The organism is Streptomyces guryensis (assembly GCF_021261325.1).
In the GTDB taxonomy this organism is placed as follows: Bacteria; Actinomycetota; Actinomycetes; order Streptomycetales; family Streptomycetaceae; genus Streptomyces; species Streptomyces guryensis.
Map to the genome: position 1 here is coordinate 61,093 of NZ_JAJSBI010000035.1, position 21,323 is coordinate 82,415.

At 71.3% G+C, this 21,323-nt stretch carries 18 protein-coding genes; 10 read left to right on the forward strand and 8 right to left on the reverse strand.

The window, feature by feature from the left end; translation table 11 throughout:
* Positions 1–4 precede the first annotated feature (4 nt).
* Together LJ657_RS42265 and LJ657_RS42270 are read right to left on the reverse strand one after the other, a co-directional pair.
* Complete coding sequence (locus tag LJ657_RS42265) at positions 5–1,288, reverse strand: cytochrome P450 (protein ID WP_232655019.1); 1,284 nt, start codon at positions 1,286–1,288, stop codon at positions 5–7.
* 17 nt (positions 1,289–1,305) lie between these two features.
* Positions 1,306–2,661, reverse strand: coding sequence for a glutamine synthetase family protein (locus LJ657_RS42270; protein ID WP_232655020.1), 1,356 nt, complete (start codon positions 2,659–2,661; stop codon positions 1,306–1,308).
* Between the two features lie 171 nt (positions 2,662–2,832).
* Between LJ657_RS42270 and LJ657_RS42275 the strand changes: the two genes are divergently transcribed.
* The 10 genes from LJ657_RS42275 (at position 2,833) to LJ657_RS42320 (ending at position 12,825) form a co-directional block, all read left to right on the forward strand.
* Complete coding sequence (locus LJ657_RS42275) at positions 2,833–3,021, forward strand: ferredoxin (RefSeq protein ID WP_232655021.1); 189 nt, start codon at positions 2,833–2,835, stop codon at positions 3,019–3,021.
* Between the two features lie 2 nt (positions 3,022–3,023).
* The gene (locus LJ657_RS42280) at positions 3,024–4,244 is read left to right on the forward strand and encodes an NAD(P)/FAD-dependent oxidoreductase (RefSeq protein WP_232655022.1); all 1,221 of its coding nucleotides are present in this window, start codon (positions 3,024–3,026) and stop codon (positions 4,242–4,244) included.
* A 2-nt stretch (positions 4,245–4,246) separates the two neighbouring features.
* The gene (locus LJ657_RS42285) at positions 4,247–5,053 is read left to right on the forward strand and encodes an acetoacetate decarboxylase family protein (protein ID WP_232655023.1); all 807 of its coding nucleotides are present in this window, start codon (positions 4,247–4,249) and stop codon (positions 5,051–5,053) included.
* A 34-nt stretch (positions 5,054–5,087) separates the two neighbouring features.
* Positions 5,088–6,554 (forward strand): aldehyde dehydrogenase, encoded by a 1,467-nt coding sequence (locus tag LJ657_RS42290; RefSeq protein ID WP_232655024.1) that lies wholly within the window; start codon positions 5,088–5,090, stop codon positions 6,552–6,554.
* Complete coding sequence (locus LJ657_RS42295) at positions 6,547–7,491, forward strand: 3,4-dihydroxyphenylacetate 2,3-dioxygenase (protein ID WP_232655025.1); 945 nt, start codon at positions 6,547–6,549, stop codon at positions 7,489–7,491. Before LJ657_RS42290 ends, LJ657_RS42295 begins: the two co-directional genes overlap by 8 nt.
* 9 nt (positions 7,492–7,500) lie before the next feature.
* The gene (locus tag LJ657_RS42300) at positions 7,501–8,346 is read left to right on the forward strand and encodes a fumarylacetoacetate hydrolase family protein (RefSeq protein ID WP_232655026.1); all 846 of its coding nucleotides are present in this window, start codon (positions 7,501–7,503) and stop codon (positions 8,344–8,346) included.
* 41 nt (positions 8,347–8,387) lie between these two features.
* Positions 8,388–8,990 (forward strand): TetR/AcrR family transcriptional regulator, encoded by a 603-nt coding sequence (locus tag LJ657_RS42305; RefSeq protein ID WP_232655027.1) that lies wholly within the window; start codon positions 8,388–8,390, stop codon positions 8,988–8,990.
* 162 nt (positions 8,991–9,152) lie between these two features.
* Positions 9,153–10,643, forward strand: a complete 1,491-nt coding sequence (locus LJ657_RS42310; RefSeq protein ID WP_232655028.1) for an APC family permease — start codon at positions 9,153–9,155, stop codon at positions 10,641–10,643.
* Positions 10,643–12,133 carry an aldehyde dehydrogenase gene (locus LJ657_RS42315; protein ID WP_232655029.1) on the forward strand — a complete coding sequence of 497 codons (1,491 nt, stop codon included), beginning with the start codon at positions 10,643–10,645 and terminating at the stop codon, positions 12,131–12,133. Before LJ657_RS42310 ends, LJ657_RS42315 begins: the two co-directional genes overlap by 1 nt.
* The gene (locus LJ657_RS42320) at positions 12,130–12,825 is read left to right on the forward strand and encodes a gamma-glutamyl-gamma-aminobutyrate hydrolase family protein (protein WP_232655030.1); all 696 of its coding nucleotides are present in this window, start codon (positions 12,130–12,132) and stop codon (positions 12,823–12,825) included. The genes LJ657_RS42315 and LJ657_RS42320 overlap by 4 nt, the downstream gene beginning before the upstream one ends.
* A 2-nt stretch (positions 12,826–12,827) precedes the next feature.
* Here the strand turns inward: LJ657_RS42320 and LJ657_RS42325 are convergent, their stop codons facing one another.
* The 6 genes from LJ657_RS42325 to LJ657_RS42350 form a co-directional block, all read right to left on the reverse strand.
* Positions 12,828–13,655: a carbohydrate ABC transporter permease gene (locus LJ657_RS42325; protein WP_232655031.1), complete on the reverse strand. Its 828-nt coding sequence runs from the start codon at positions 13,653–13,655 to the stop codon at positions 12,828–12,830.
* 19 nt (positions 13,656–13,674) lie between these two features.
* Positions 13,675–14,595 (reverse strand): carbohydrate ABC transporter permease, encoded by a 921-nt coding sequence (locus tag LJ657_RS42330; RefSeq protein ID WP_232655032.1) that lies wholly within the window; start codon positions 14,593–14,595, stop codon positions 13,675–13,677.
* A complete protein-coding gene (locus LJ657_RS42335) occupies positions 14,592–15,836 on the reverse strand; it encodes an ABC transporter substrate-binding protein (RefSeq protein ID WP_232655033.1) in 1,245 nt (414 codons plus the stop codon). The genes LJ657_RS42330 and LJ657_RS42335 overlap by 4 nt, the downstream gene beginning before the upstream one ends.
* 60 nt (positions 15,837–15,896) lie before the next feature.
* The gene (locus tag LJ657_RS42340) at positions 15,897–16,841 is read right to left on the reverse strand and encodes a LacI family DNA-binding transcriptional regulator (RefSeq protein ID WP_232655034.1); all 945 of its coding nucleotides are present in this window, start codon (positions 16,839–16,841) and stop codon (positions 15,897–15,899) included.
* A gap of 2 nt (positions 16,842–16,843) precedes the next feature.
* A complete protein-coding gene (locus LJ657_RS42345; protein WP_232655035.1) occupies positions 16,844–19,267 on the reverse strand; it encodes an ATP-binding SpoIIE family protein phosphatase in 2,424 nt (807 codons plus the stop codon).
* Between the two features lie 579 nt (positions 19,268–19,846).
* On the reverse strand, positions 19,847–21,262 hold the full coding sequence (locus tag LJ657_RS42350; RefSeq protein WP_232655036.1) for a phytoene desaturase family protein: 1,416 nt from the start codon (positions 21,260–21,262) through the stop codon (positions 19,847–19,849).
* Positions 21,263–21,323 lie beyond the last annotated feature (61 nt).

Sequence of the window (21,323 nt, forward strand, 5' to 3'; positions counted from 1 at the left end):
CCTCTCAGGCCAGGGTCACCTCGACGGGCAGCTTCTTGATGCCGTTGACGAAGTTGGACCGTACCCGCGGGACGTCGCCGGCCAGACGGACGTCCGCCAGCCGGGGGATCAGCTCCTCGAACATGATGCGGATCTCGGTGCGGGCGAGCAGGTTGCCCAGGCACAGGTGGGGGCTGCCCTTGCCGAAGGTGACGTGGTCGTTGTGCTGCCGGGTGACGTCGAAGTCGTACGCGTTGCCGAAGACCTCCTCGTCACGGTTGCCGGAGGCGAACCACATGACGACCTTGTCACCCTCCCTGACCTGCTTGCCGCCCAGTTCCACGTCCCTGGTCGCGGTGCGGCGGAAGTGGTAGACGGGGGACGCCCAGCGCAGGAACTCCTCGACGGCGAGCGGGATCAGGGACGGGTCCTGCTGAAGGCGGGCGAGCTGCTCGGGGTGCTGCAGCAGGGCCAGCATCGAGTGGGTGATGGTGTGCCGGGTGGTCTCGTTGCCGGCCACCACCAGCAGCAGGAAGTAGTTGTCGAAGTCCTGCCCGGAGAGCGGGACACCGTCGCGCGGTGTGGTGTTGACGAGCCGCGAGACCAGGTCGGTGCCGTCGCCGCCACGCCGCTGCCGGGCCAGCTCGCGGCCGTAGTCGAAGACTTCGAGCGAGGCGGGTGAGCGGAAGGGCAGGTCGCGGAACTGCTCGCTCTCCGCGCTGTGCAGCAGCACGTCCGCGTAGTCGGGGTCGGTGTTGCCGATGATCCGGTTGCCCCAGTCGATGAGCTTCTGGTTGTCCTCCGGCGGCACGTCCAGCAGCCGGGCGAGGACGTTGATGGGGAAGTCGGCGGAGACGTCGGAGACGAAGTCGAAGCTGCCCTTCGCCAGCGCCGCGTCCAGCGTGGTGGCGGTCAGGCCGCGCAGGAAGTCCGTGTAGCCGTTGATCACACTCGCACCGAACTGCCGCTGGATCACGCTGCGCAGGGCACGGTGGCGGACACCGTCCATCTCCAGGATGGAGGCCCGCTTCTTGATCTGGTCGTCGTCGACCTCCTCCAGGTTGACGAACCTGGTCGAGGTGAAGGTCTCCGCGTCGCGGTCGACGCGGGCGATGTCCGCGTGCCGGGTCACCGCCCAGAAGCCGGAGTTGGGCGTCTCCTCCGGCTGCCAGTGCACCGGGTCCTGGTGGCGCAGGGTGTGGAACATCCGCCACGGGGTGACGCCGTCGGTGAAGTTGTCGAGGTCGGCGAGGTCGACGTCCTCCAGGGGAAGCGGTTCGACGGCGGCGGACGTCAGGATCTCGGTCATGGGTGGCTCCTCGGTCGTCACAGGTGGTGGGCGTACTCGGTGAACTCCCAGTCGGTGACGTGCCGTCCGAAGCGTTCGACCTCGTTGCGCTTGTAGCTGAGGTATGAGGTGGTGAAGTCCTTGCCGAGCAGCTCGGCCAGGGCGGTGTCCGCCTCCAGCGCGTCGAGCGCGGCGGGCAGGCTCGTCGGCAGCAGGGCGGCGCGCGCGGTGTCGTAGCCGTAGCCCTCCAGTGGGGCGGGCGGCTCCTCCCCCGCCCGGACGCCGAGCAGTGCGGCGGCGATCGTCCCGGCGAGCAGCAGGTACGGGTTGGCGCCGGCGTCGCCGAGCCGCAGCTCCAGACGGGCGCCGGAGCCGCGCTCGGGCGGGATGCGGACCATGGCGCTGCGGTTGTCCAGCCCCCAGTCGATCAGCCAGGGCGCGAGGGTGTCCGGGCCGAAACGTTTGTACGAGTTGACCGTCGGGTTGGCCAGCGCGGCGAGGGCCGGGGCGTGGGCGAGGACGCCGGCCAGGGCATGGCGGGCGGTGGCCGAGAGGCCGTACGCGCCGGCCGGGTCGTCGAAGGCGTTGCGTCCACGGTCGTCGTCACAGGACAGGTGGAGGTGGAAGCCGGAGCCGCCCGCGTCGTTGAAGGGCTTGGCCATGAACGTGGCGAGCCGGCCCTCCTGGCGTGCGAGTTCCTTGACTGCGGCCTTGAAGCGGAAGGCGCGGTCGGCGGCCGACAGGGCCTCGGAGTGGGTGAGGTTGATCTCGAACTGCCCGCCGTCGAATTCGTGGTTGCCGTTGGTGACGCCGATGCGGAGGTCGCGCAGCAGGCGCAGGGTGCGCAGCAGATGGTTGTCGGGGTCGGAGCGCAGGCCGGCCGTGTAGACGGCTCCCGTGGCTGCTGAGTACCGCCTCCACCCGCTCGGGGACCCCGGGTCCTCGTCGCACAGGAAGTACTCGAGTTCGGGTCCGGCCACGGGGCGCAGACCGTGCTCGGCGCATCGCGCGAGGACCGAGCGCAGCAGGTCACGGGGGGATTCCGGGGCGGGTGCCCCGGTCGCCGGGTCGATGACGTCCCCCAGGCAGACGGCGACCCCGGGCTCCCAGGGCAGCGCGACCAGGGTACCGAGGTCCGGGCGCACGGTGATGTCGGGCAGGCCGGCGTCCAGGCCGCCGCTCACGGGGACCACGTCCCCCTGGGGCGAGGTGTGGTAGACGGCCCGGCAGAAGGCGAGCCCGTGCTCGCACGCGGTCGGCAGTTGGTCGAGCAGGACGTCGCGGGCCCGGTCGGTGCCGATGAGGTCGGGATAGGTCACCCGGACCACGTCGATGCCCTCGGCGGCGAGCCGCTCCTGGTACTGACGGACGTCCGGTGTTTCTGATGCGCTCACCGTTGTCTCCTCGGCGGCCGGCATGTTGTTTGATGCCAAACGATAAGAACGGCTCCAGCCACCCGCAAGGGGGTCGCATCAAAAAATTATCCACCTGGACAGGTATTGACCAGGGGTGAACGGCTTCCTATGTTGTTTGAAGTCAAACGAGCTTACCCGGGAGGACCGGCCATGAAGGTCGTCGTCGACATGAACAAGTGCCAGGACCACGGCCAGTGCGTTTTCGCGGCCCCCGACGTCTTCCGGCTCGACGAGAACGGGCGGCTCGGCTACGTCGGCGACCCCGACGACGCGCTGCGCGACGAGGTCGAGGAAGCCGCCGACGTCTGCCCGCTGCAGGCCATCCGGATCGAGGACTGAGCATGAGCCCACGCATCGTGGTGGCCGGCGCGTCGATGGCCGGTCTGCGCGCCGCGGAACAGCTGCGCGCCGCCGGCTGGACCGGGACGATCACGCTCGTCGGCGACGAACCGCACATGCCCTACAACCGGCCCCCGCTCTCGAAGGAGGTGCTGGCCGGTAGGGCACCCTTCACCTCGCTGGCCTTCCGCCCCCGCACAAGCGTGGCCGACGTGGAGTGGCGCCTCGGCACGAAGGTCGTCGCCTCCCGGCTCTGCGAACGGATCGTCGAGCTCGACGACGCTTCGGCGCTCTCGTACGACGGACTGGTCGTCGCCACCGGCATGCGGCCCCGTCGGATTCGCTGTCCCGGCCCGCTCGCCGGCCGCCACACGGTCCGCACTCTGGCCGACGCCCGTGGCCTGCGGGACGAACTGACCCGTCCCGGCGCCCGGTTGGTCGTGGTCGGCGCCGGGTTCATCGGCTGCGAGGTGGCCGCCACCGCCGTAGGACTGGGTGTCCGGGAGGTGAGGGTCGTCGATCCGCTGCCGCTGCCCATGGTCGGACCGCTGGGCGAACTGCTCGGACGCGCCCTGCTGAAGCGGCACGAGGAGCGGGGGGTGCGCTTCTCGCTCGGCACGGGGGTCGCCGGTTTCAAGGGCGAGGACCGGGTCACGGGCGTGGTGCTCGGCGACGGAACCGTGCTGCCCGCCGATGTGGTGGTGGAGTCGGTCGGTTCGCTCGCCAACACCGAGTGGCTGGACGGCAACGGCCTCGACCTCGCCGACGGGGTGCGCACCGACGAGCACCTGCGGGTGGGTGGCCGGCCGGACGTGGTCGCGGTGGGCGACGTGGCGCGTTTCCCCAACGCCCGCTACGACGGCGTAGCCCGCCGGGTCGAGCACTGGTCCATCCCGACCGACACGGCCAAGCACGCGGCGAAGGTGCTGGTGGCCCATCTCAACGGCGTCGAAGCCGAGTGGGAACCCTTCGCTCCGCTGCCCACGTTCTGGAGCGACCAGCACGACTTCCGGCTGCAGTCCTTCGGCGCGCCCGCCCTCGGAGCCGACGACGTGCGGGTCCTCGACGGCGACCCGGCCGGGGACGTCCTGGTCGGCTACCACCACGACGGCCGGCTGGTCGGTGTCGTGGCGCTCGGCGGCCCCGCCGCCGGGGCCGCCGCCGCCCGCCACCGCGCCGAACTGCTCAAGCAGCCCGCCCTCACCGCCCAAGGAAGCGCCTGACCATGACCACCGTCCGTGGATACCTCCACCCCAAGACGGCGACGGGCACCTCGTCGCTGATCCCCTCCCCGCCCTGGCGCTACTCCGGTGACCTGCTCACCGTCGAGTACCGCACCGATCCCGCACGCGTCCGTGAACTGCTGCCCGAGCCGCTGGAGCCGGCCGACGAGGACCCGGGTGCTGTCGCCTTGATCTGGGCCGACTGGCAGTCCTGCTCGGCATCGGGCGCGGAGCTGCTCGACCCGGTGCTGTCCCAGTACAAGGAGGCCTTCGCGGTCGTTCGCTGCAAGTACCGCGGCCAGACGTACTCGCGCTGCGTGTACATCTGGGTCGACAAGGACTTCGCGATCGCCCGCGGCCTGCACCAGGGCTACCCGAAGAAGCTCGGCTCGATCCACCAGACGCGCCCCCATCCGTACGGTCCCGCACCGCGGATCGAGGCGGGGGCACGGTTCGGCGCGACCCTTGCCGCGGCCGACCGGAGGCTGGCCCAGGCGGTGGTGACGCTGCGGGAGCCGTCCGAGACGAACGGGTTCGTCAACGGCCACCCCATGGTCCACCACCGGTGGCTGCCGTCCATCGAGAAGGGCAAGGGCCTGGCGCTGGACGAACTGGTCGAGACGGGGGCCGCGTCCTTCGAGGCCGGGCAGCCGTGGGTCGGGGACGCCGAACTGGAGCTGTTCGAGGCACCCACCGAGGAGCTGGCCCGCCTGGAGATCCGCGAGCCGATCGCCGCCTACCACCGCCAGGTCGGCGTCGTCTGGGACGGAGGGCGACTGCTGGAGTCCGGTACGTCCGGAGCCGAGTGACCACCGTACGCATCAAGGGACTTGGAGACCGGACATGACCGAGCACCGCATCACTGTCGCCGGGGTCGCCGTCGACACCCGGCACTGGATCGGCGGGGAGCGCATCGCCTCTGCCGACAGCTTTACCGACGTCTCGCCGATCGACGGCCGTGCACTCGGTGAGATCGCGCGCGGCGGGCCCGCCGAGGCCGCCGCCGCGGTCGCCGCCGCCAAGGCCGCCTTCCCCGCCTGGGCCGCCACGCCGCGCGCCGAACGCGCCCGCATTCTCCACGCCGTCGCCGACGGCGTGGAGAAGCGGATCGAAGAACTCGCCATCGTCGAGACCACCGACAACGGCGCCCTGCTGCGCTCGCACCGCCGGGGCGTGATGCCCCGCGTGGCGCACAACTTCCGCTTCTTCGCCGACTGGCTGCTGACGCTGGACCACGAGGACTTCGAGACACGCGGCCACACGAACCGTGTGAGCTGGGACCCGGCGGGTCCGTGCGTCCTGATCACCCCGTGGAACGCGCCACTGATGCTGGCGACCTGGAAGGTGGCGCCCGCGTTGGCCGCGGGCAACAGCGTCGTCCTGAAGCCCGCCGAGTGGTCCCCGCTGACCGCCTCGCTGCTGGCCGACATCGCGGCTGAGGCGGGGCTGCCCGCGGGTGTCCTCAACGTGGTGCAGGGCTATGGCGCGGAGATCGGCGAGGCCCTCACGTCGAACCCGGACGTGCGCCGCATCAGCTTCACCGGTTCCGTGCCGACCGCCCGGCGGATCGCGGAGTCGGCGGCCCTCAACCTCACGCCCCTCAGCCTCGAACTGGGCGGCAAATCACCGCTGTTGGTGTTCGCCGACGCCGACCTGGACCTTGCCGTCGACCTCGCGGTGGAGCAGTACGACAACGCCGGGCAGGTGTGCCTTGCGGCCACCCGGTTCCTGGTCGAGGAGTCGGCGGCCGAGGAGTTCACCCGCCGTTTCGTGGACAAGGCGACCGCGCTGCGGCAGGGCGACCCGCGCGACGAGACCACCGACATCGGGCCCAACATCCACCCCCGCCAGCTGGAGAAGATCGACGGCTTCGTGCAGCGGGCGCTCGCGTCCGGGGCCCGCGCGGTCATCGGCGGTCACCGGGGGGACGGCCAGTACTACGCGCCGACCCTCCTCACCGACGTCCGGCAGGACAGCGAGATCGTCCAGGAGGAGGTCTTCGGTCCGGTCCTGACGCTGCAGACCTTCGCCGACGAGGACGAGGCGATCCGGCTGGCGAACGACACCCGCTTCGGGCTGGCCGCCACCGTGGCCACCGGTTCACGCGAACGCGCCGACCGCGTCACCCCCCGGCTCGTCGCGGGCACGGTCTGGGTCAACTGCTTCTTCGTACGCGACCTCCAGGCCCCGTTCGGCGGCTCCCGCCTCTCCGGCGTCGGCCGCGAGGGCGGCACCTGGAGCTTCGACTTCTACTGCGACCTGAAGAACACCGTGAGCGCCCCGAAGGGATGGGAGCACAACCATGGGTGAGATCGTCGGGGCCGGGCTGCTCGCCCACGTCCCCACCATCGTGCTCCCGGAGGCCGACCGGCTGGAGCTCAACGAGGGCAGGGAGATCACCCTCGTCACCGGCCTGCGGCAGCTGCGCGAGAACGTCTTCGAGCGCGGTGCCGCCGACGACTACGACACCGTCGTCGTCCTCGACTCGCACTGGGCGACCACGGTCGAGTTCGTCGTCACCGCACAGAACCGCCGAGCGGGGCTCTTCACCTCCGAGGAGCTGCCGCGCGGTATGTGCCGCATGCCGTACGACTTTCCCGGCGACCCCGAACTCGCCCGCAGCATCGAGAAGTTCGCCGACAGGCACGGCACCTGGATCACCGCGATCGAGGACGACCACCTGCCGATCTACTACGCCACCATCAACCTCTGGAAGTTCCTCGGCGAAGGGCTGCCGGACAAGCGGTGGGTGACCATCGGGGTGTGCCAGACCGGCGACATGGAGGACCACCTTCGGCTCGGGCGCGCCCTCGCGGACGGCATCGCCGCCACCCCCGGCCGTCGCGTCCTGCTGATCGCCTCCGGCGCGCTGTCGCACACCTTCTGGCCGCTGCGCGAGATCCGCGACCACGAGGCCAGCGACCCGGTGCACATCTTCACGCCCGAGGCCCGTGAAGCCGACTACGAACGCATCGCCTGGTTCAAGGAGGGCCGCCACGACAAGGTCCTCGACACCATGGACGAGTTCTGGAAGTTCAAGCCGGAGGCGAAGTTCTTCCACTACCTGATGATGGCGGGCGCCCTCGGCGAGCGGGCCTGCACCGCCAGGGCCCGTCAGTACGGCGAGTACGAGAACGCCGTCGGCACCGGGCAGGTCCACCTGTGGTTCGACCGCCCGGCCGACGGCTGGACCGGCACGGGAGCCCCCGTGACCGCCGCGCCCCACCACCCGCACCGTCGCCCCTAGGAGGCCGCCATGCCCGAGTACCGCCGCATCCTCCTCGACGGCGCCGCCGTCCAGGTCACCGTCGACGGGGACGAACTCGTCGCCGGGGACGGCCGCCGCGTCAAGGCCGAGGAGGCGCAGCACCTGCCGCCGGTCGTGCCGTCGAAGGTGATCGCCGTCCATCTCAACCACCGCAGCCGCGTCGACGAGTTCCGGATCGACCTGCCCGACACCCCCACCTACTTCCACAAGCCGACCTCCGCGCTCAACTCCCACCACGGCGCGATCGTCCGCCCCGAGGGCTGCAAGTGGCTCAACTACGAGGGCGAGGTCGCCATCGTCATCGGGAAGACCGCACGGAACATCTCCCCGGCCGAGGCGGGCGACCACATCGCCGGCTACACCATCGCCAACGACTACGGCCTGCACGACTTCCGCGACACCGACGCCGGTTCCATGCTCCGCGTCAAGGGCTCCGACACGCTGTGCCCGCTCGGCCCCGGACTGGTCACCGGCTGGGACTTCCGCGGCAAGAGCCTGCGCACGTACGTCAACGGCCAGGTCGTACAGGACGGTTCGACCGACGAGATGAAGTGGGACATGCACTACCTCGTCGCGGACATCGCCCGCACCATCACCCTGTACCCGGGCGACGTCCTGCTGTCCGGCACCCCGGCCAACTCCCGGCCCGTACAACCTGGCGACATCGTCGAGGTCGAGGTGGAAGGCCTGGGCCGCCTCACCAACCACATCGTCACCGGACCGACCCCGATCCGCTCCGACGTCGGCGCCCAGCCCACGGAGTCCGAGGAGGTGCTGTCCACCGCGCTCGGCGGCGACTGGGAGTTCCGCGGCATCCGCCCACCCCGGCGCTGATGCCGAAAGGGCTGCTCAGCGATACCGGTAGTGTCACCGGCATGACCGAGTCCGCAGACGCCCCGAAGGGCCGACAGCCACGCAGGCGCCTGCAGTACGGCGAGGGACGCGAGGCCCTTCTGAACGCGGCCGTACGCGTGGTGGCGCGGGGCGGACTGCGCAAGCTCACCTACCGGGCCGTCGCGGAGGAGGCCGGGGTCACCCACGGGCTCGTCGTGCACCACTTCGGCTCGCGCGACGCGCTGATCGAGGAGGCCCTCGCCCACACGATCCGCACCTCGCTGAGCACCAGCGCCCTCGAACCGGGCACCGGCAAGGTCGCGGACTTCTCGACCGGCCTCTCCGACATGGTCACGGCGGACCCGGGCACCCAGGCGTTCCAGTACGAGCTGCTCCTCGAGGCGCGCCGCAGGCCGGAGCTGCTGCCGCAGCTGCGCGCGCTGTACGACGAGTACTTCGAGGCCACCCGGCGCGAGCTGAACCGTATGCTGCCGGCCGGCGCGGACCAGGCGATGACCCGACTGGTCTTCGCCGCGCTCGACGGTCTGGTGCTGCATCAGCTCGTCTTCGGCGAACCAGAGGTCACCGACTCCGCCCTGGAGCAGCTGCGCGCCCTGCTGAGGCTCCTCGACGCCGACGCCTGAGCTGCGGTTCTTCAAGGCCCCGGGGGGTTTTCCGGGGCCTTTTGCCGTGGCAGAAAACTCCGCCGACCCCCTTGTCAAACGGATAGTTCAAGCCCACCATGAAGCAACTCGTTTGACCCTAAACGAACCACCATCCCTCCCCGTCCCCGACAGGTGATCCGAGTGGACAGTCAGACGGCCCTCTCCCCGCACAGCACGCAGGATTCATCCGTGACCGGCAGGCTCAAGCCCGATTCCCTCGGTGTCCTGGGCATTCTCTTCTTCGTCCTTTCCGCCCAGGCACCGCTGACCGGCATCGCCGGAGCCGTCCCCATCGCCGTCGCCATCGGCAACGGCGCCGGCACCCCCGCCGCGTATCTCGCGGCCGGGCTCGTGGTCCTGCTGTTCTCCATCGGCTTCGTCGCCATGGGCCGCCACGTCGTGGACGCCGGCGCCTTCTACATGTACATCGGCAAGGGCCTGGGCCGCTCGACCGGTTCCGGCAGCGCCGGGGTCGCCCTCCTCGCCTACTGCGCCGTCCAGGCGGCCATGTACGGGCTCTACGGCGCGACGGTGAGCGGACTCATCCAGCACTACGCGGACGTACACGTCGCCTGGTGGGTGTGCACGCTGGTCACCATGGCGGTCGTCCAGGTTCTCGGCGCCGCCGGCATCGAGATGGGTGCCAAGGTCCTGGCCGTGTTCGTCCTGGCGGAGTTCAGCATCCTGACCGTCTTCGCGCTGGTGACCTTCTTCAAGGGCGGCGGCCCCGAGGGGCTGGGCTTCGGCGACAGCTTCTCCCCCCGCGCCGCGCTCCAGGGCGCCCCCGGCGTGGCGCTGATGTTCGCCGTGGCGTCGATGATCGGCTTCGAGGCCACCGCCATCTACGGCGAGGAGGCCCGGGAGCCCCGCAAGACGGTCCCGCGCGCCACCTACCTGGCCGTCGCGGTGATCACCTGCTTCTTCGCCTTCACCTCGTGGATGCTGATCTCCGCGCACGGCGCGTCCAGGGCGACCGCGGAGGCCGGAAAGGCGCTGGCGTCGGGCGACGCGACGTCCTTCGTCTTCGCACCCATCTCGGCGCAGTTCGGCGCGGGGGCCGGCGATGCGCTGCCCGTCCTGCTGGCCACCTCGCTGTTCGCCGGCATCCTGGCGTTCCACAACTCCGCCAACCGCTATCTGTTCTCGCTGGGCCGCGAAGGGCTGCTTCCGCACCGACTGACCGCCCTGAACCGGCGCCACTCCCCCTGGGCGGCGGGAATCGTCCAGACGGTGATCGCGGTGGCCCTGGTCATGCCGTTCGCGCTGCTGGGCAAGGACCCGGTACTGACGCTCTTCTCCTGGTTCAGCGGCGTCGCCGTCCTGGGGATCATGCTCCTGTACTTCCTGACCTCCGTCTCCGTGGTCGTCTTCTTCCGCCGCTCCCGGGCGGACACCCGGACCTGGAACACCCTGCTCGCGCCGGTTCTGGGCGCCCTCGGCATCGCCGGCGGGATCTGGTTGATCATCGAGAACTTCACCACGCTGATCGGCGGCGACCAGGCCACCGCCGTCTGGCTCCAGCTCACCGTCCCGGCGGTGCTGGTCCTGGGACTGGTCGCGGCGCGGCTGACCGGGCACGGCCGGCGACCCGAACCGTCCGGAAACCCCCACCACCAGGGAGCGCAAAGCTGATGGCGCACCTCGCCCACGACGACCTGCTGCGTCGCGCGAAGGATCTGGACCTGCCCACCCGGCACCACATCGACGGGGCGGACGAACCGGGCGCCGGCCCCGCGTTCGCGGTCGTCTCGCCGCGCGACGGACAGGTCCTCGCCGAGATCGCCGACGCCCGGCCCGCCGAGGTCGACCTGGCCGTGGCCGCCGCGCGCCGGGCCTTCGACTCCGGCCCCTGGCCACGCCTCGCACCCGTCGACCGCGGCCGGATCCTGCTGCGCATCGCCGAACTGCTCGAAGAGCAGCGGAAGACGCTCGCGCTGACCATCAGCCTGGAGATGGGCAAGCCGATCACCGACGCGCACGACATCGAACTGCGTGCCGCCATCAACACCTTCCGCTGGTACGGGCAGCTGGCGGACAAGCTCACCGACGAGTCCCCGCACACCGCCCCGGACACCCTCGCCCTGATCACCCGGGAGCCGGCGGGTGTCGTGGGCGCTGTCGTACCGTGGAACTTCCCCCTGACGCTGGCGAGTTGGAAGATCGCCCCGGCTCTGGCCGCGGGCTGCACGGTCGTCCTGAAGCCGTCCGAGAACTCACCCCTGTCCGCCCTGCTGCTGGGGCGGCTCGCCACCGAGGCCGGGCTGCCGCCGGGTGTGCTCAACGTCGTGACCGGCGACGGGCCGGTGGCCGGGCGGGCGCTCGGCCTGCACCCCGATGTGGACGTCCTGGCGTTCACCGGATCCACGGCGGTGGGCCGCCACTTCCTGCGCTACGCGGCCGACTCCAACCTCAAGCGCGTCTGGCTCGAACTCGGCGGCAAGTCACCGAACATCATCCTCCCCGACGCCCCCGACCTGGAGAAGGCCGCCGCCACCGCCGCCTGGGGCATCTTCTTCAACCAGGGCGAGATGTGCACCGCACCCTCCCGGCTGCTGGTGCACTCCTCCGTCGCCGAACGCGTCACCGAGGCCATCGTGGCGCGGGCCCGCGCACTACGGGTCGGTGATCCGCTGGACCCGGCGACCGAGATGGGCGCCCTGGTCGGCCAAGGCCATCTGGACCGTGTCCTCGGCCACGTCGCCACCGGCCGCGAAGAGGGCGCGCGACTGCTCACGGGAGGCACGCGCACCCTCACCGACACCGGCGGCTGCTTCCTGCAGCCGACCGTCTTCGACCAGGTGACCCCCGGTATGCGACTGGCCCGCGAGGAGATCTTCGGCCCGGTCCTGTCCGTCCTCACCTTCGACGACCTGGACGAGGCGGTACGACTCGCCAACGCCACCGAGTACGGCCTCGCAGCCGGCCTGTGGACCTCCGACCTGTCCACCGCCCACAGGGTCTCCCGCGCCCTGAAGGCCGGCACGGTCTGGGTCAACTGCTACGAGGAGGGCGACCTGACCGTGCCCTTCGGCGGCATGAAGCAGTCGGGCAACGGGCGCGACAAGTCCGTACACGCCATCGAGAAGTACACCGAGCTCAAGACGGTCTGGATCCAGCTGTGACGCGCCCCTTGATAGCGATTCCCGCGCGCTTCTGCGCCACCACCTCCGCCCTCCGGTACGCCGCCGAGGTCAACGCCCGCGCCCTGATCGAGGCCCTTTGGCGCGCGGGCGGCGAACCGGTGAGCATCCACCCCGCGGACTTTGAGGTCGCCGCCCGCCTCGCCCGCTTCGACGGCGTCCTGCTGCCCGGCGGCGGCGACCTGGCCCCCCACCGCTACGGCGCCGGCGACACCCACGACACCGTGTACGACGTCGACGACCTCCAGGACGCCTTCGACCTCGAACTCGCCCGTACGGCCCTGGAGCTGGGCATGCCCCTGCTGGCGATCTGCCGCGGCCTCCAGGTCGTCAACGTCGCCCTCGGCGGCACCCTGCACCAGGACATGGGCGGCCCGGAACACGAACACCGGCACGTCGTGCACCCGGTGGCGGTCCAGCCCGGCACCCTGCTCGAACAGGCCGCCGACGCGCAGAAGGTGGAGGCGTCCTGCTACCACCACCAGCGGGTGGACCGCCCCGGCAGGGGGCTCGCGGTCACCGCGCGCGCCGCGGACGGAACCGTGGAGGGGCTCGAACTCCCTGGCGCCCGGGGGTGGTTCACGGCCGTTCAGTGGCACCCGGAGGACACCGCCCACGAGGACGCCGCGCAGCAGGGCCTCTTCGACGCCCTGGTGCGAGCGGCCGGGCGCTGACGTCAGCCCCGTACGCTGCCGGCCGTCAGGCCACCGACGATGAAGCGCTGGAAGACGGCGAAGACGCAGACCACCGGGATGCTGATGAGCGTGGCCGTGGCCATCAGGGCACCCCATGAGGTTCCGTGCTGTCCGACGAAGGAGTTGAGCAGGACGGTGACGGGCTGGACGTCGGGTCCCTGGGTCAGCGTGAGGCCGAACAGGAACTCGCCCCAGGCGATCAGGAAGGACAGTCCGGCCGCCGCGACCACGCCGGGCACCATGAGCGGAAGGACGACGCGCAGCAGCACACCCGGCAGTCCGCAGCCGTCGATCCGGGCGGCCTCCTCCAGCTGGGGCGGCACGCTGCGCATCACGGGACGCAGCACGATCACCGTGAAGGGGAGCGTGAGCGTCGTGTCGGCGAGGATCAGGCCCAGGTAGGTGTCGGCGAGACCGGCCCGGCGTTCCAGGATGAACAGCGGCGCCGCCAGCACGATGGCGGGCGGGAGTTGGGCGACCAGCAGCGCGAGCACCATCGCTCCCGAACCGCGCATCCGGATCCGGGCGAGCGCGTAGGCGAGGGGAACGCCCAGGAGCAGGGTCAGCGCCACCACCCCGCAGGAGATCACCAGGCTGTTGAGCAGGGCCCTGGTCAGCCCCGAATAGCCCAGTGCCGTCGAGTAGTTCTCGCCGGTGACGGGAGCGGGCACCCACTGCGGGGCCGGGGCCTCGATGCGGTCCGGCCGGGTGAGGCTGGTCTTCGCCATCCAGTACACGGGCAGCAGGAAGGCCGCCGCGACCAGCGTGGCGATCGCGGTGAACAGCCAGGGGTGGCGTGGTGGTTTCATACGCCGCCTCCCGCCGCGTTCATACGGCACCGCCCGTCGGCGCCGCGTCCTCGTGCCGCAGCCGTCGTACGTAGAGCAGGCCCGCGAGCAGTGGTACGACGAGCAGCAGCAGGCCGGCGGCGGCGCCCTGGCCGAACCGGAAGAACGTGAAGAAGACCTCGTAGACGTAGAGGGAGAGCACGCGGGTGGCGTCGACGGGGCCGCCGCCCGTCATCACGAAGACGATGTCGAAGACCTTGAAGGTGTAGACGAGGCCGAGGAGCAGGACGGTCACCGAGACCGGCCGCATCAGCGGAAGCGTGATGTGGCGCAGGCGCTGCCGGGCGCCCGCGCCGTCGAGGGCGGCGGCGTCGTGGAGTTCGGGGTCGATGGTGTGCAGTCCCACCAGGAGCAGCAGCATGTTGAAGGGCACGCCGATCCAGATGTTGGCGAGGACGACGCCCGCCAGTGAGGTGGCCGGGTCGGTGAGCCAGTCATGGGACAGGGCGCCCAGGCCGACCCCTTCGAGCAGGGCGTTGTAGGCGCCGGACTCCGCGTCCAGCAGCCAGCGGAAGAGGGTGCCGCTGACCACGGGCGGGAGCAGCCAGGCCACCAGCAGGAGCGACCGCAGCAGGCCGCCCAGCGGGAAGGGGCGGGCGAACAGCAGGGCCAGGGCGAAGCCGATGGTGAACTGGAACAGCAGCGAGCCCCCGGTGAAGATCAGCGAGAGGCGTACGGAGTGCCAGAAGGCCGGGTCGCCGATCACGGTCCGGTAGTTGTCGAGGCCGTTGAACCGCTCGGTCCCGCCCAGCAGTTGGCCCAGGTCGACGTCGTGGACGGACGTCCACACGTTGTAGAGGAGCGGGTAGGCCAGGAAGAGGGCGAGGAAGGCCATTCCCGGGAGGCAGAACAGATAGCCCTCGCGTCGGCGGCGTGCGGACGGGGACAGGGATCGGCTCACCGGTTGCCCAGCGCTTTGTCGATCTTGGCGGCCGCGGTCCTCGCCGCCGCGGAGGGGGACGCGGACCCCGCGAGGACGGCCTGTTCCGCCTCCGCGACCGCCTGCGAGGCCTCGGCGTAGTGCGCGCCGTACTGGCGTGGGCGGGCCAGCGGCAGCTGGCTGAGGAAGAGCCGCAGGGCCGGGTCGGAAGCCCAGGTGCCCTGGTCGGCAAGGTCCTTGCGGGCGGGGAGTTCGCCGAACGACACCAGGTACGGCACCAGCACGGAGGGGCGCTGTGTGTACTCCAGGACCTCCCACGCCTTGTCCACGTGCTTGCTGCTCGCCATCACGACCCAGTTCTCCCCGCCCAGGCAGGTGGCGGCCGCCTTGTCGCGGGGCAGGGCCACCACGTTCCAGTCGAAGGGGGCCTTCTTCAGGGTGGGGATCTGCCAGGGGCCGTTGATCTGCAGGGCGGCGCGCTGGTTGAGGAAGCGTGTGTTCGCGTCCTGCTGTGTCCAGCCCACGCACTGTTCGGACAGGGAGCCCTTGGCGACCAGGTCGTGGAGGAAGGAGAGCGCGGTGGCGCCGTACGTGGTGAAGGTGTCCAGGTCGCCGCCCGCCTGCCAAAGGAACGGCAGGAACTGGAAGACGCCCTCCTCCGTCCTGATCGCGCTCAGTGCCAGGCCGAAGCGGTCGCCGCTGGTCAGCCGGTGGGCGGCGGAGGCCAGTTCGTCCCAGGTGGTCGGGGGTTTCACGCCGGCGGACCTGAGCATCGCGGTGTTGTAGTACAGGGCGAGGCAGTTGCTGTTGTTGGGGATGCCGAGGGTTTTGCCGCCGACCTGGCAGCCGGACCAGGGGCCTTTGTAGTACTGGTCGGCCTGGCCCCACTTCTCGACCCTGCTGGTGAGGTCGGCGAGCAGACGGCTGCCTCCCAGGGTGTTCATGGCGACGTTGTCGACGATCGCGATGTCCGGCAGATCACCGGAGATCGCCGCCAGGGTGATCTGCCGGTCGAGCTCCGCGAACGGGAAGGTCCGTCGCTCGATCCTCACGTCCGGGACGCCGGCCTCGATGTCCTTGATCAGGCGCCTCATTCCGGGCTGGAAGTTGTCCAGGGTGAAGTAGTCCCACCAGGTGAGGGTGACCGGGGCCGACTTGGCCGGGCTGCAGGAGGTCAGGGCGCCGCCGAGGCCGAGGGCAGCCGCTGTCGCCGCGGCGGTCGAGGTGCGCAGACAGCCGCGGCGGTCGAGGTGGTACGACATGGACTGCTCCCGGGGAGGGTCGGAGTTCGGGGGCACGCCGAGGTGCCTGAAACCGACGTATCAGACATTCATGCCGAAATCGGGGAAATCAGGGAAATCTGTCTCGGGTTCCGAACCCGGCGCCGGACGGCAGCGGCCTGTGCTGGCGCGCAGGGTGATCAGGGGTTTCAGCAGGACGTGCCGGGGAGGCGAGTCGGGTGAGCGCAGCCGCCGCAGCATCAGGTCCACGGCGACCCGGGTCATCTCCTTGGCGGGGATCTCCGCGGCGGTGAGCGCCGGGGTCACCTGCTCGGCCCAGGGGCTGGCGGCCACGCCGACGACGGAGAAGTCGCGCGGCACGCTGCGGCCGTGCCGGGTGAGGCCACGGTAGACGCCCTCCAGGGCCGCCTCGTTCAGGGTGACCAGGGAGCTGGTCATCGGGTCGTCCAGCAGGATTCGTTCGACGACCTGCTCTCCCGAGGCGAGGTCGTCGCCGCAGAGGTATGCGCGGGGCGTGAGCAGGAGCTTCTTCATCCCTTCGGTGTAGCCCTCGTCGCCGAGCCGCGCGAACCCGTACCCGCTGTGGAACAGCTGCTCGGAGCGGTTGACGAAGGCGATCCTGGTGTGTCCCAGGTCGGCGAGGTGCTGGACGCAGGCGCCGGCCAGGCCGGCGAAGTCCAGGTCGACCCATCCGGAAGAGCCGGTGTGGTGGTTACGGCCGATGGCCACGAAGGGGAAGCCCTCCGCGGCAAGCCGCTCGACGCGGTCGTCCTCCCGGCGGATCTCCATGACGATCACGCCGTCGACCCGCCGGTCCCTGATCATCCGCAGGAACGAGGGGTCGTCGCGCCGGTCGCCGGGCGAGAGCAGCAGGTCGTAGCCGTGCGCGGCGGCGGCCTCGGCGACCCCTCCGACGAAGGCCAGCTGCATGGTGGTGTAGTCGCGGTTGCGCCCGGCCGGCGGGTACAGCAGTCCGAGCGTGTGGGTGCCGCCGCCGGAACCCTCGTCTGCGATGCGCGCGGCCATGGTCAGCCGGCCGGGAGGGTCTGCTCGGCCCAGATGGTCTTGCCCACGGGGGTCTGCCGGGTGCCCCAGCCCTGGGTGAGCTGGGCGACCATGTGCAGTCCCCGTCCGCCCTCGTCGTAGGTGCGGGCCCGGCGCAGGTGCGGGGCGGTGTTGCTGGCGTCGGACACCTCGCAGATCAGGGTCCGGTCCCGGATCAGCCGGAGGCCGATGGGTACGGCCCCGTAGCGGATGGCGTTGGTGACCAGTTCGCTGACCACCAGCTCGGTGACGAACGCGGCGTCCTCCAACCCCCAGGCGGTGAGCTGGCGGGACGCCTGGGCCCGGGCGTCGGCCACGATCGCGGGGTCGGACGGCAGGGACCAGGCGGCGACCTGGTCGGCGTGCAGCGCGCGGGTGCGGGCGAGGAGCAGGGCCACGTCGTCGGCCGGGGATTCGGGCAGCAGGGCCTTGAGGATGGTGTCGCAGGTGACGTCGAGTGAGGGGACGGGGGCGGCCAGGGCCTCGCAGAGCCGTTCCAGCCCGAGGCCGACGTCGCGGTCGCGCGCCTCGATCAGGCCGTCGGTGAAGAAGGCGAGCAGGCTGCCTTCGGGCAGCTCCAGCTCGGTGGACTCGAAGGGCAGCCCCCCGACGCCGAGCAGCGGTCCCGGGGTGAGGCGGACCACACTGACCGTGCCGTCGGGGAGCAGCACGGCGGGCGGCACATGGCCGGCGCTGGCGACGGTGCAGACGCGGGAGACGGGGTCGTAGACGGCGTAGAGGCAGGTCGCGCCTATCTCACCGGAGTCCTCCCGGATGCGGCCGTCGACTGTGTCGTCGTCCGAGGTGAGGTGGATGACCAGGTCGTCGAGGTGGGTGAGGAGTTCGTCCGGGGGGAGGTCCACGTCGGCGAGGGTGCGCACCGCGGTGCGCAGCCGTCCCATGGTGGCGGAGGCGTGGATGCCGTGCCCGACCACATCGCCGACGACGAGCGCCACACGGGTGCCGGAGAGGGGTACGACGTCGAACCAGTCACCGCCCACTCCCGCGCCCCGGCCGGCCGGCAGATAGCGGTACGCCACCTCGACGGCCGCCTGTTTGGGCAGGTCACGGGGGAGCAGACTGCGCTGGAGGGTGAGGGCGTTGGTGCGCTCCCGGGTGTAGCGGCGCGCGTTGTCCACGCCGACGGCCGCCCGTCCGGCGAGTTCCTCGGCGAGGATCAGGTCGTCCTGCTCGAAGGGCGGAGAGCCTTCGGTCCGGACGAAGACGGCGACGCCCAGGGTGATGCCGCGGGCGCGCAGCGGGGTCGCGATGACGGAGTGGATTCCGTACGTCTCGACCGCCGTGGTGCGCGACACGCGCCCGGCGATCCAGCGGGCGAAGTCGGGGTCGTCGGCACCGCTGAGCACCGGGCGCCCGCCGGTCAGGCAGCGGGCGGGGGGCGAGAACGGGGGGTAGTCGTCGATCCCGCCGAGGTCGACGGCGGCGTCGGGCACCACGTCGCCCCTGGTGGCGGACCGGTGGGCGACCCTGCGCAGCACCACGTTCGCCTCGACCGGGCCGGCTACCGGTTCCTCCCCGCGCAGCACGGAGTCGAGCAGGTCCACACTGGCGAAGTCGGCGAGCCGCGGGACGGCGAGAACGGCGAGTTCCTTGGCGGTGCGGGTCACGTTCAGGGTGGTGCCGATGCTGGTGCCGGCCTCTTGCAACAGGGCCAGCCGCTGCCGCGCCGAGTGCTGGTCGCTGCTGTCGAACGCGGCGGTGCCCACGCCGACGACCTCTCCGGTGGCGGGATCCCGGACCGGCCAGAGCTCGATGATCCAGGCCTGGCGACGAGCGGGCGCGGGGGCGGAGGACGGCTCCGGGGCGGCGCGTTCATACCGCATCGGTATGGCCTCCTCTGCGACCCGGCGGACGCAGCGGAGGAAGTCTTCGTCCGCGGGGGCCGCCCCGGGCTGCTCCCCGCCCGCCCCGAAGACCTGCTCGCCGCGCTCGGCCGCCGCGTTGAGGTGCCATGAGCGGGAGGCGGTGGAGTGGGCGGAGAGCGCGATCGAGGCCTGGGCGAACGCCCACTCCACCATCGTCCGGTCGTGCCGGGAACCGGAGATGGGAGTGGTGACGGCGACGACGAACGCCTGGGGTGTGCCGTCACCGCCCAGCGACGGATGGGCGTGCAGGGTGACTTCGACACGGTGGCCGTCCCGGTGCCGCAGTGCCGCCGTGCCGCTCCATTCCTGGGAGCCGGTGAGGGCGAGCCCCGCCGCCTGGGGCACCTCCCGGCCGAGGAGCAGATCCGCCGCGGCACGTCCTACGACATCCGGGGCGCGGTGGCCGAGCAGCCGCCGAGCGCCCTCGCTCCATCCCGTGACGATGCCGTCCAGCCCGACGGTGACCGTCGCGACCTCGGCTGACCACCTGCGGTGACCGTCTCCTTGATCGTAAGTGGCCATTCTCGCTCTATTCGCGCGGTGAGGGTCCTCACAGACCCAGCGTGCGCGCCGCGCAGGAATCGGACAAGTCAGATCGGACCGGCCGGCGGGAGGGCCCGGCGACGAGGTCGCGGCGGGTGACCCCGCCGGGTCGGGGCCGAACACGCCCCCAACGATCGGCCCAGCAGCGGTTTCCGACCCGCATTCATCCCTGGAGCCGACTGATGAAGGGGTCGGTCCCTCCGTGACGGCGCGGGGGTGGGCCGGCCATGTTCGACATGCACCGGCTGCGCCTGCTGCACTCACTCGCCGACCACCGCTGGGTGACGGGCCCCCGAAGGCACCGCCGCCCGGCACTGGGCCATGACACTGCGCCGCGACGCCGGCTTCGAACCCGACGTGCGGTTCGAGACAACCGGCCTCCTGCACCATGTCCGCCTCGTCGAGCGGAGACTCGCTCCGGCGCCCCTGCCCGGCCTCGTGTGGAACGGGGAGCTGCCGAAGAGCGAGCACCCCGCCGTCCTGGGCTGCCGGGACGCCCTGCGGCAGGCGTTCGCGCTGCGCTCCGGTCCGACCGAGGCGCACAACGTCTACCAGGCGTCACGCGCGCAGCCGCCGCAGGGCTCGTGCGGCGGCATGGGCTCCGCACATTCCGTGGGCGCCGGCGCCGGGCGGCGTGGCCGCGGAGCACAGATAGTGGCCGGGCACTCCGGTGTCGTAGGGCTGCAGGGTGAGGTGTGTGCCGAGGAGGAGCTGGGGGATGTCCGTGGCGCCGGTCATGATGTTGCCGCCGACGTAGTTGGGGTCGTACTCGGCGAACCCGGGTGTGGTGCGCACCGCGGTACCGATGACCCGGTCCCGGAAGCCGGGCGCGAACCGCTCGATCTGGGCGGCGATCGCCGCGGCGGCGTCGCCCGTATAGCCGTTCGGGACGTGGGCGTAGGACCAGACGGGGTGGACGTCGCCGGCCGAGCGTGACGGGTCGGCCAGGTACTGCTGCCCGACCAGGACGAACGGCCGCCGCGGCATCCGCCCGGCATGGATGTCCCGCTCCGCGGCCGCGATCTCGGCATAGGTGCCGCCGACGTGCACCATGCCGGACCGCCGTGCCGCCTCGGCCCGCCAGGGGACTCCGCCCTCGACCGCGAAGTCGACCTTGAACGCGCCCGGCCCATAGCGGTAGCGCCGGTAGGCGCGGGCGGTCCGGGGCGGCAGCAGATCCCCGAGGATGTCGGCCAGGGCGGTGGGTGCCACATCCCACAAGGTCACGTCCGCGTGCGGGAGTTGGGCAGGCGAGCGCACCCGTTCCCCCGTCTCGGTCGTCCCCCCGAGTTCGCGCAGCAACGCCGCCATGGCGTCGGTGATGCGGCGTGAGCCGCCCTCGGCCACGGCCCAGCCGTAGCAGTGGCCCGCGGTGACGACGCCCAGCCCGATGCTCGCGGTCAGCGGCCTTTCCAGCGGGTGGAAGGCGTGTGCGGCGACCCCGCCCCACAGGCCCCTGGCCTCCTCGGTCCTGAACGCCTTCGCCAGCAGGGAGGCGGGGGCGAGCGCGGGAACGCCGAAGCGGGCGAGGCGGATCGGGTGGCGGGGCAGGCGCAGGAGCGGGCCCATGATGTCGTCGCCGAAGGTGGCGTACGCCGCCGAAGGACCCTCGAACAGCGCCCGCCAGGTCCGGCCGTCGGCACCGAGACCGGCGGCGGTCGCGGTCACCGAGCGGTGCAGGACCCCGGCCGTGCCGCCGTCGAGCGGATGCACGCAGTCGATTTCCGGCCACGCCCACCGCAGCCCGTACCGTTCGAGGCCGAGCTCGTCGTAGAACGACGAGCCGACGGCCATGGGGTGGATGGCCGAGCAGAGGTCGTGCAGCAGTCCCGGCACGATCGCCTCGCCGGAGCGGGTGCCGCCGCCGATCGTGTCGGCTGCCTCCAGCACCGTGACCCGAAGGCCGGCCCTGGCCAGGGCGACGGCGGCGGCCAGACCGTTGGGGCCGGCACCGACGACGGTCGCCGTACTCATCCCGACCCCTTTCGTTCGGCCTGTCGCACATCGTTCGAAACCTCTTGACGCCCCACAGGAA

Excerpts from the sequence above, each read along its gene's own strand:
- LJ657_RS42265 (WP_232655019.1), bottom strand. The coding sequence starts at position 1,288 with ATGACCGAGATCCTGACGTCCGCCGCCGTCGAACCGCTTCCCCTGGAG.
- LJ657_RS42275 (WP_232655021.1), top strand. The coding sequence starts at position 2,833 with ATGAAGGTCGTCGTCGACATGAACAAGTGCCAGGACCACGGCCAGTGC.
- LJ657_RS42280 (WP_232655022.1), top strand. The coding sequence starts at position 3,024 with ATGAGCCCACGCATCGTGGTGGCCGGCGCGTCGATGGCCGGTCTGCGC.
- LJ657_RS42285 (WP_232655023.1), top strand. The coding sequence starts at position 4,247 with ATGACCACCGTCCGTGGATACCTCCACCCCAAGACGGCGACGGGCACC.
- LJ657_RS42290 (WP_232655024.1), top strand. The coding sequence starts at position 5,088 with ATGACCGAGCACCGCATCACTGTCGCCGGGGTCGCCGTCGACACCCGG.
- LJ657_RS42295 (WP_232655025.1), top strand. The coding sequence starts at position 6,547 with ATGGGTGAGATCGTCGGGGCCGGGCTGCTCGCCCACGTCCCCACCATC.
- LJ657_RS42300 (WP_232655026.1), top strand. The coding sequence starts at position 7,501 with ATGCCCGAGTACCGCCGCATCCTCCTCGACGGCGCCGCCGTCCAGGTC.
- LJ657_RS42305 (WP_232655027.1), top strand. The coding sequence starts at position 8,388 with ATGACCGAGTCCGCAGACGCCCCGAAGGGCCGACAGCCACGCAGGCGC.
- LJ657_RS42315 (WP_232655029.1), top strand. The coding sequence starts at position 10,643 with ATGGCGCACCTCGCCCACGACGACCTGCTGCGTCGCGCGAAGGATCTG.
- LJ657_RS42325 (WP_232655031.1), bottom strand. The coding sequence starts at position 13,655 with ATGAAACCACCACGCCACCCCTGGCTGTTCACCGCGATCGCCACGCTG.
- LJ657_RS42335 (WP_232655033.1), bottom strand. The coding sequence starts at position 15,836 with ATGTCGTACCACCTCGACCGCCGCGGCTGTCTGCGCACCTCGACCGCC.
- LJ657_RS42340 (WP_232655034.1), bottom strand. The coding sequence starts at position 16,841 with ATGGCCGCGCGCATCGCAGACGAGGGTTCCGGCGGCGGCACCCACACG.
- LJ657_RS42345 (WP_232655035.1), bottom strand. The coding sequence starts at position 19,267 with ATGGCCACTTACGATCAAGGAGACGGTCACCGCAGGTGGTCAGCCGAG.
- LJ657_RS42350 (WP_232655036.1), bottom strand. The coding sequence starts at position 21,262 with ATGAGTACGGCGACCGTCGTCGGTGCCGGCCCCAACGGTCTGGCCGCC.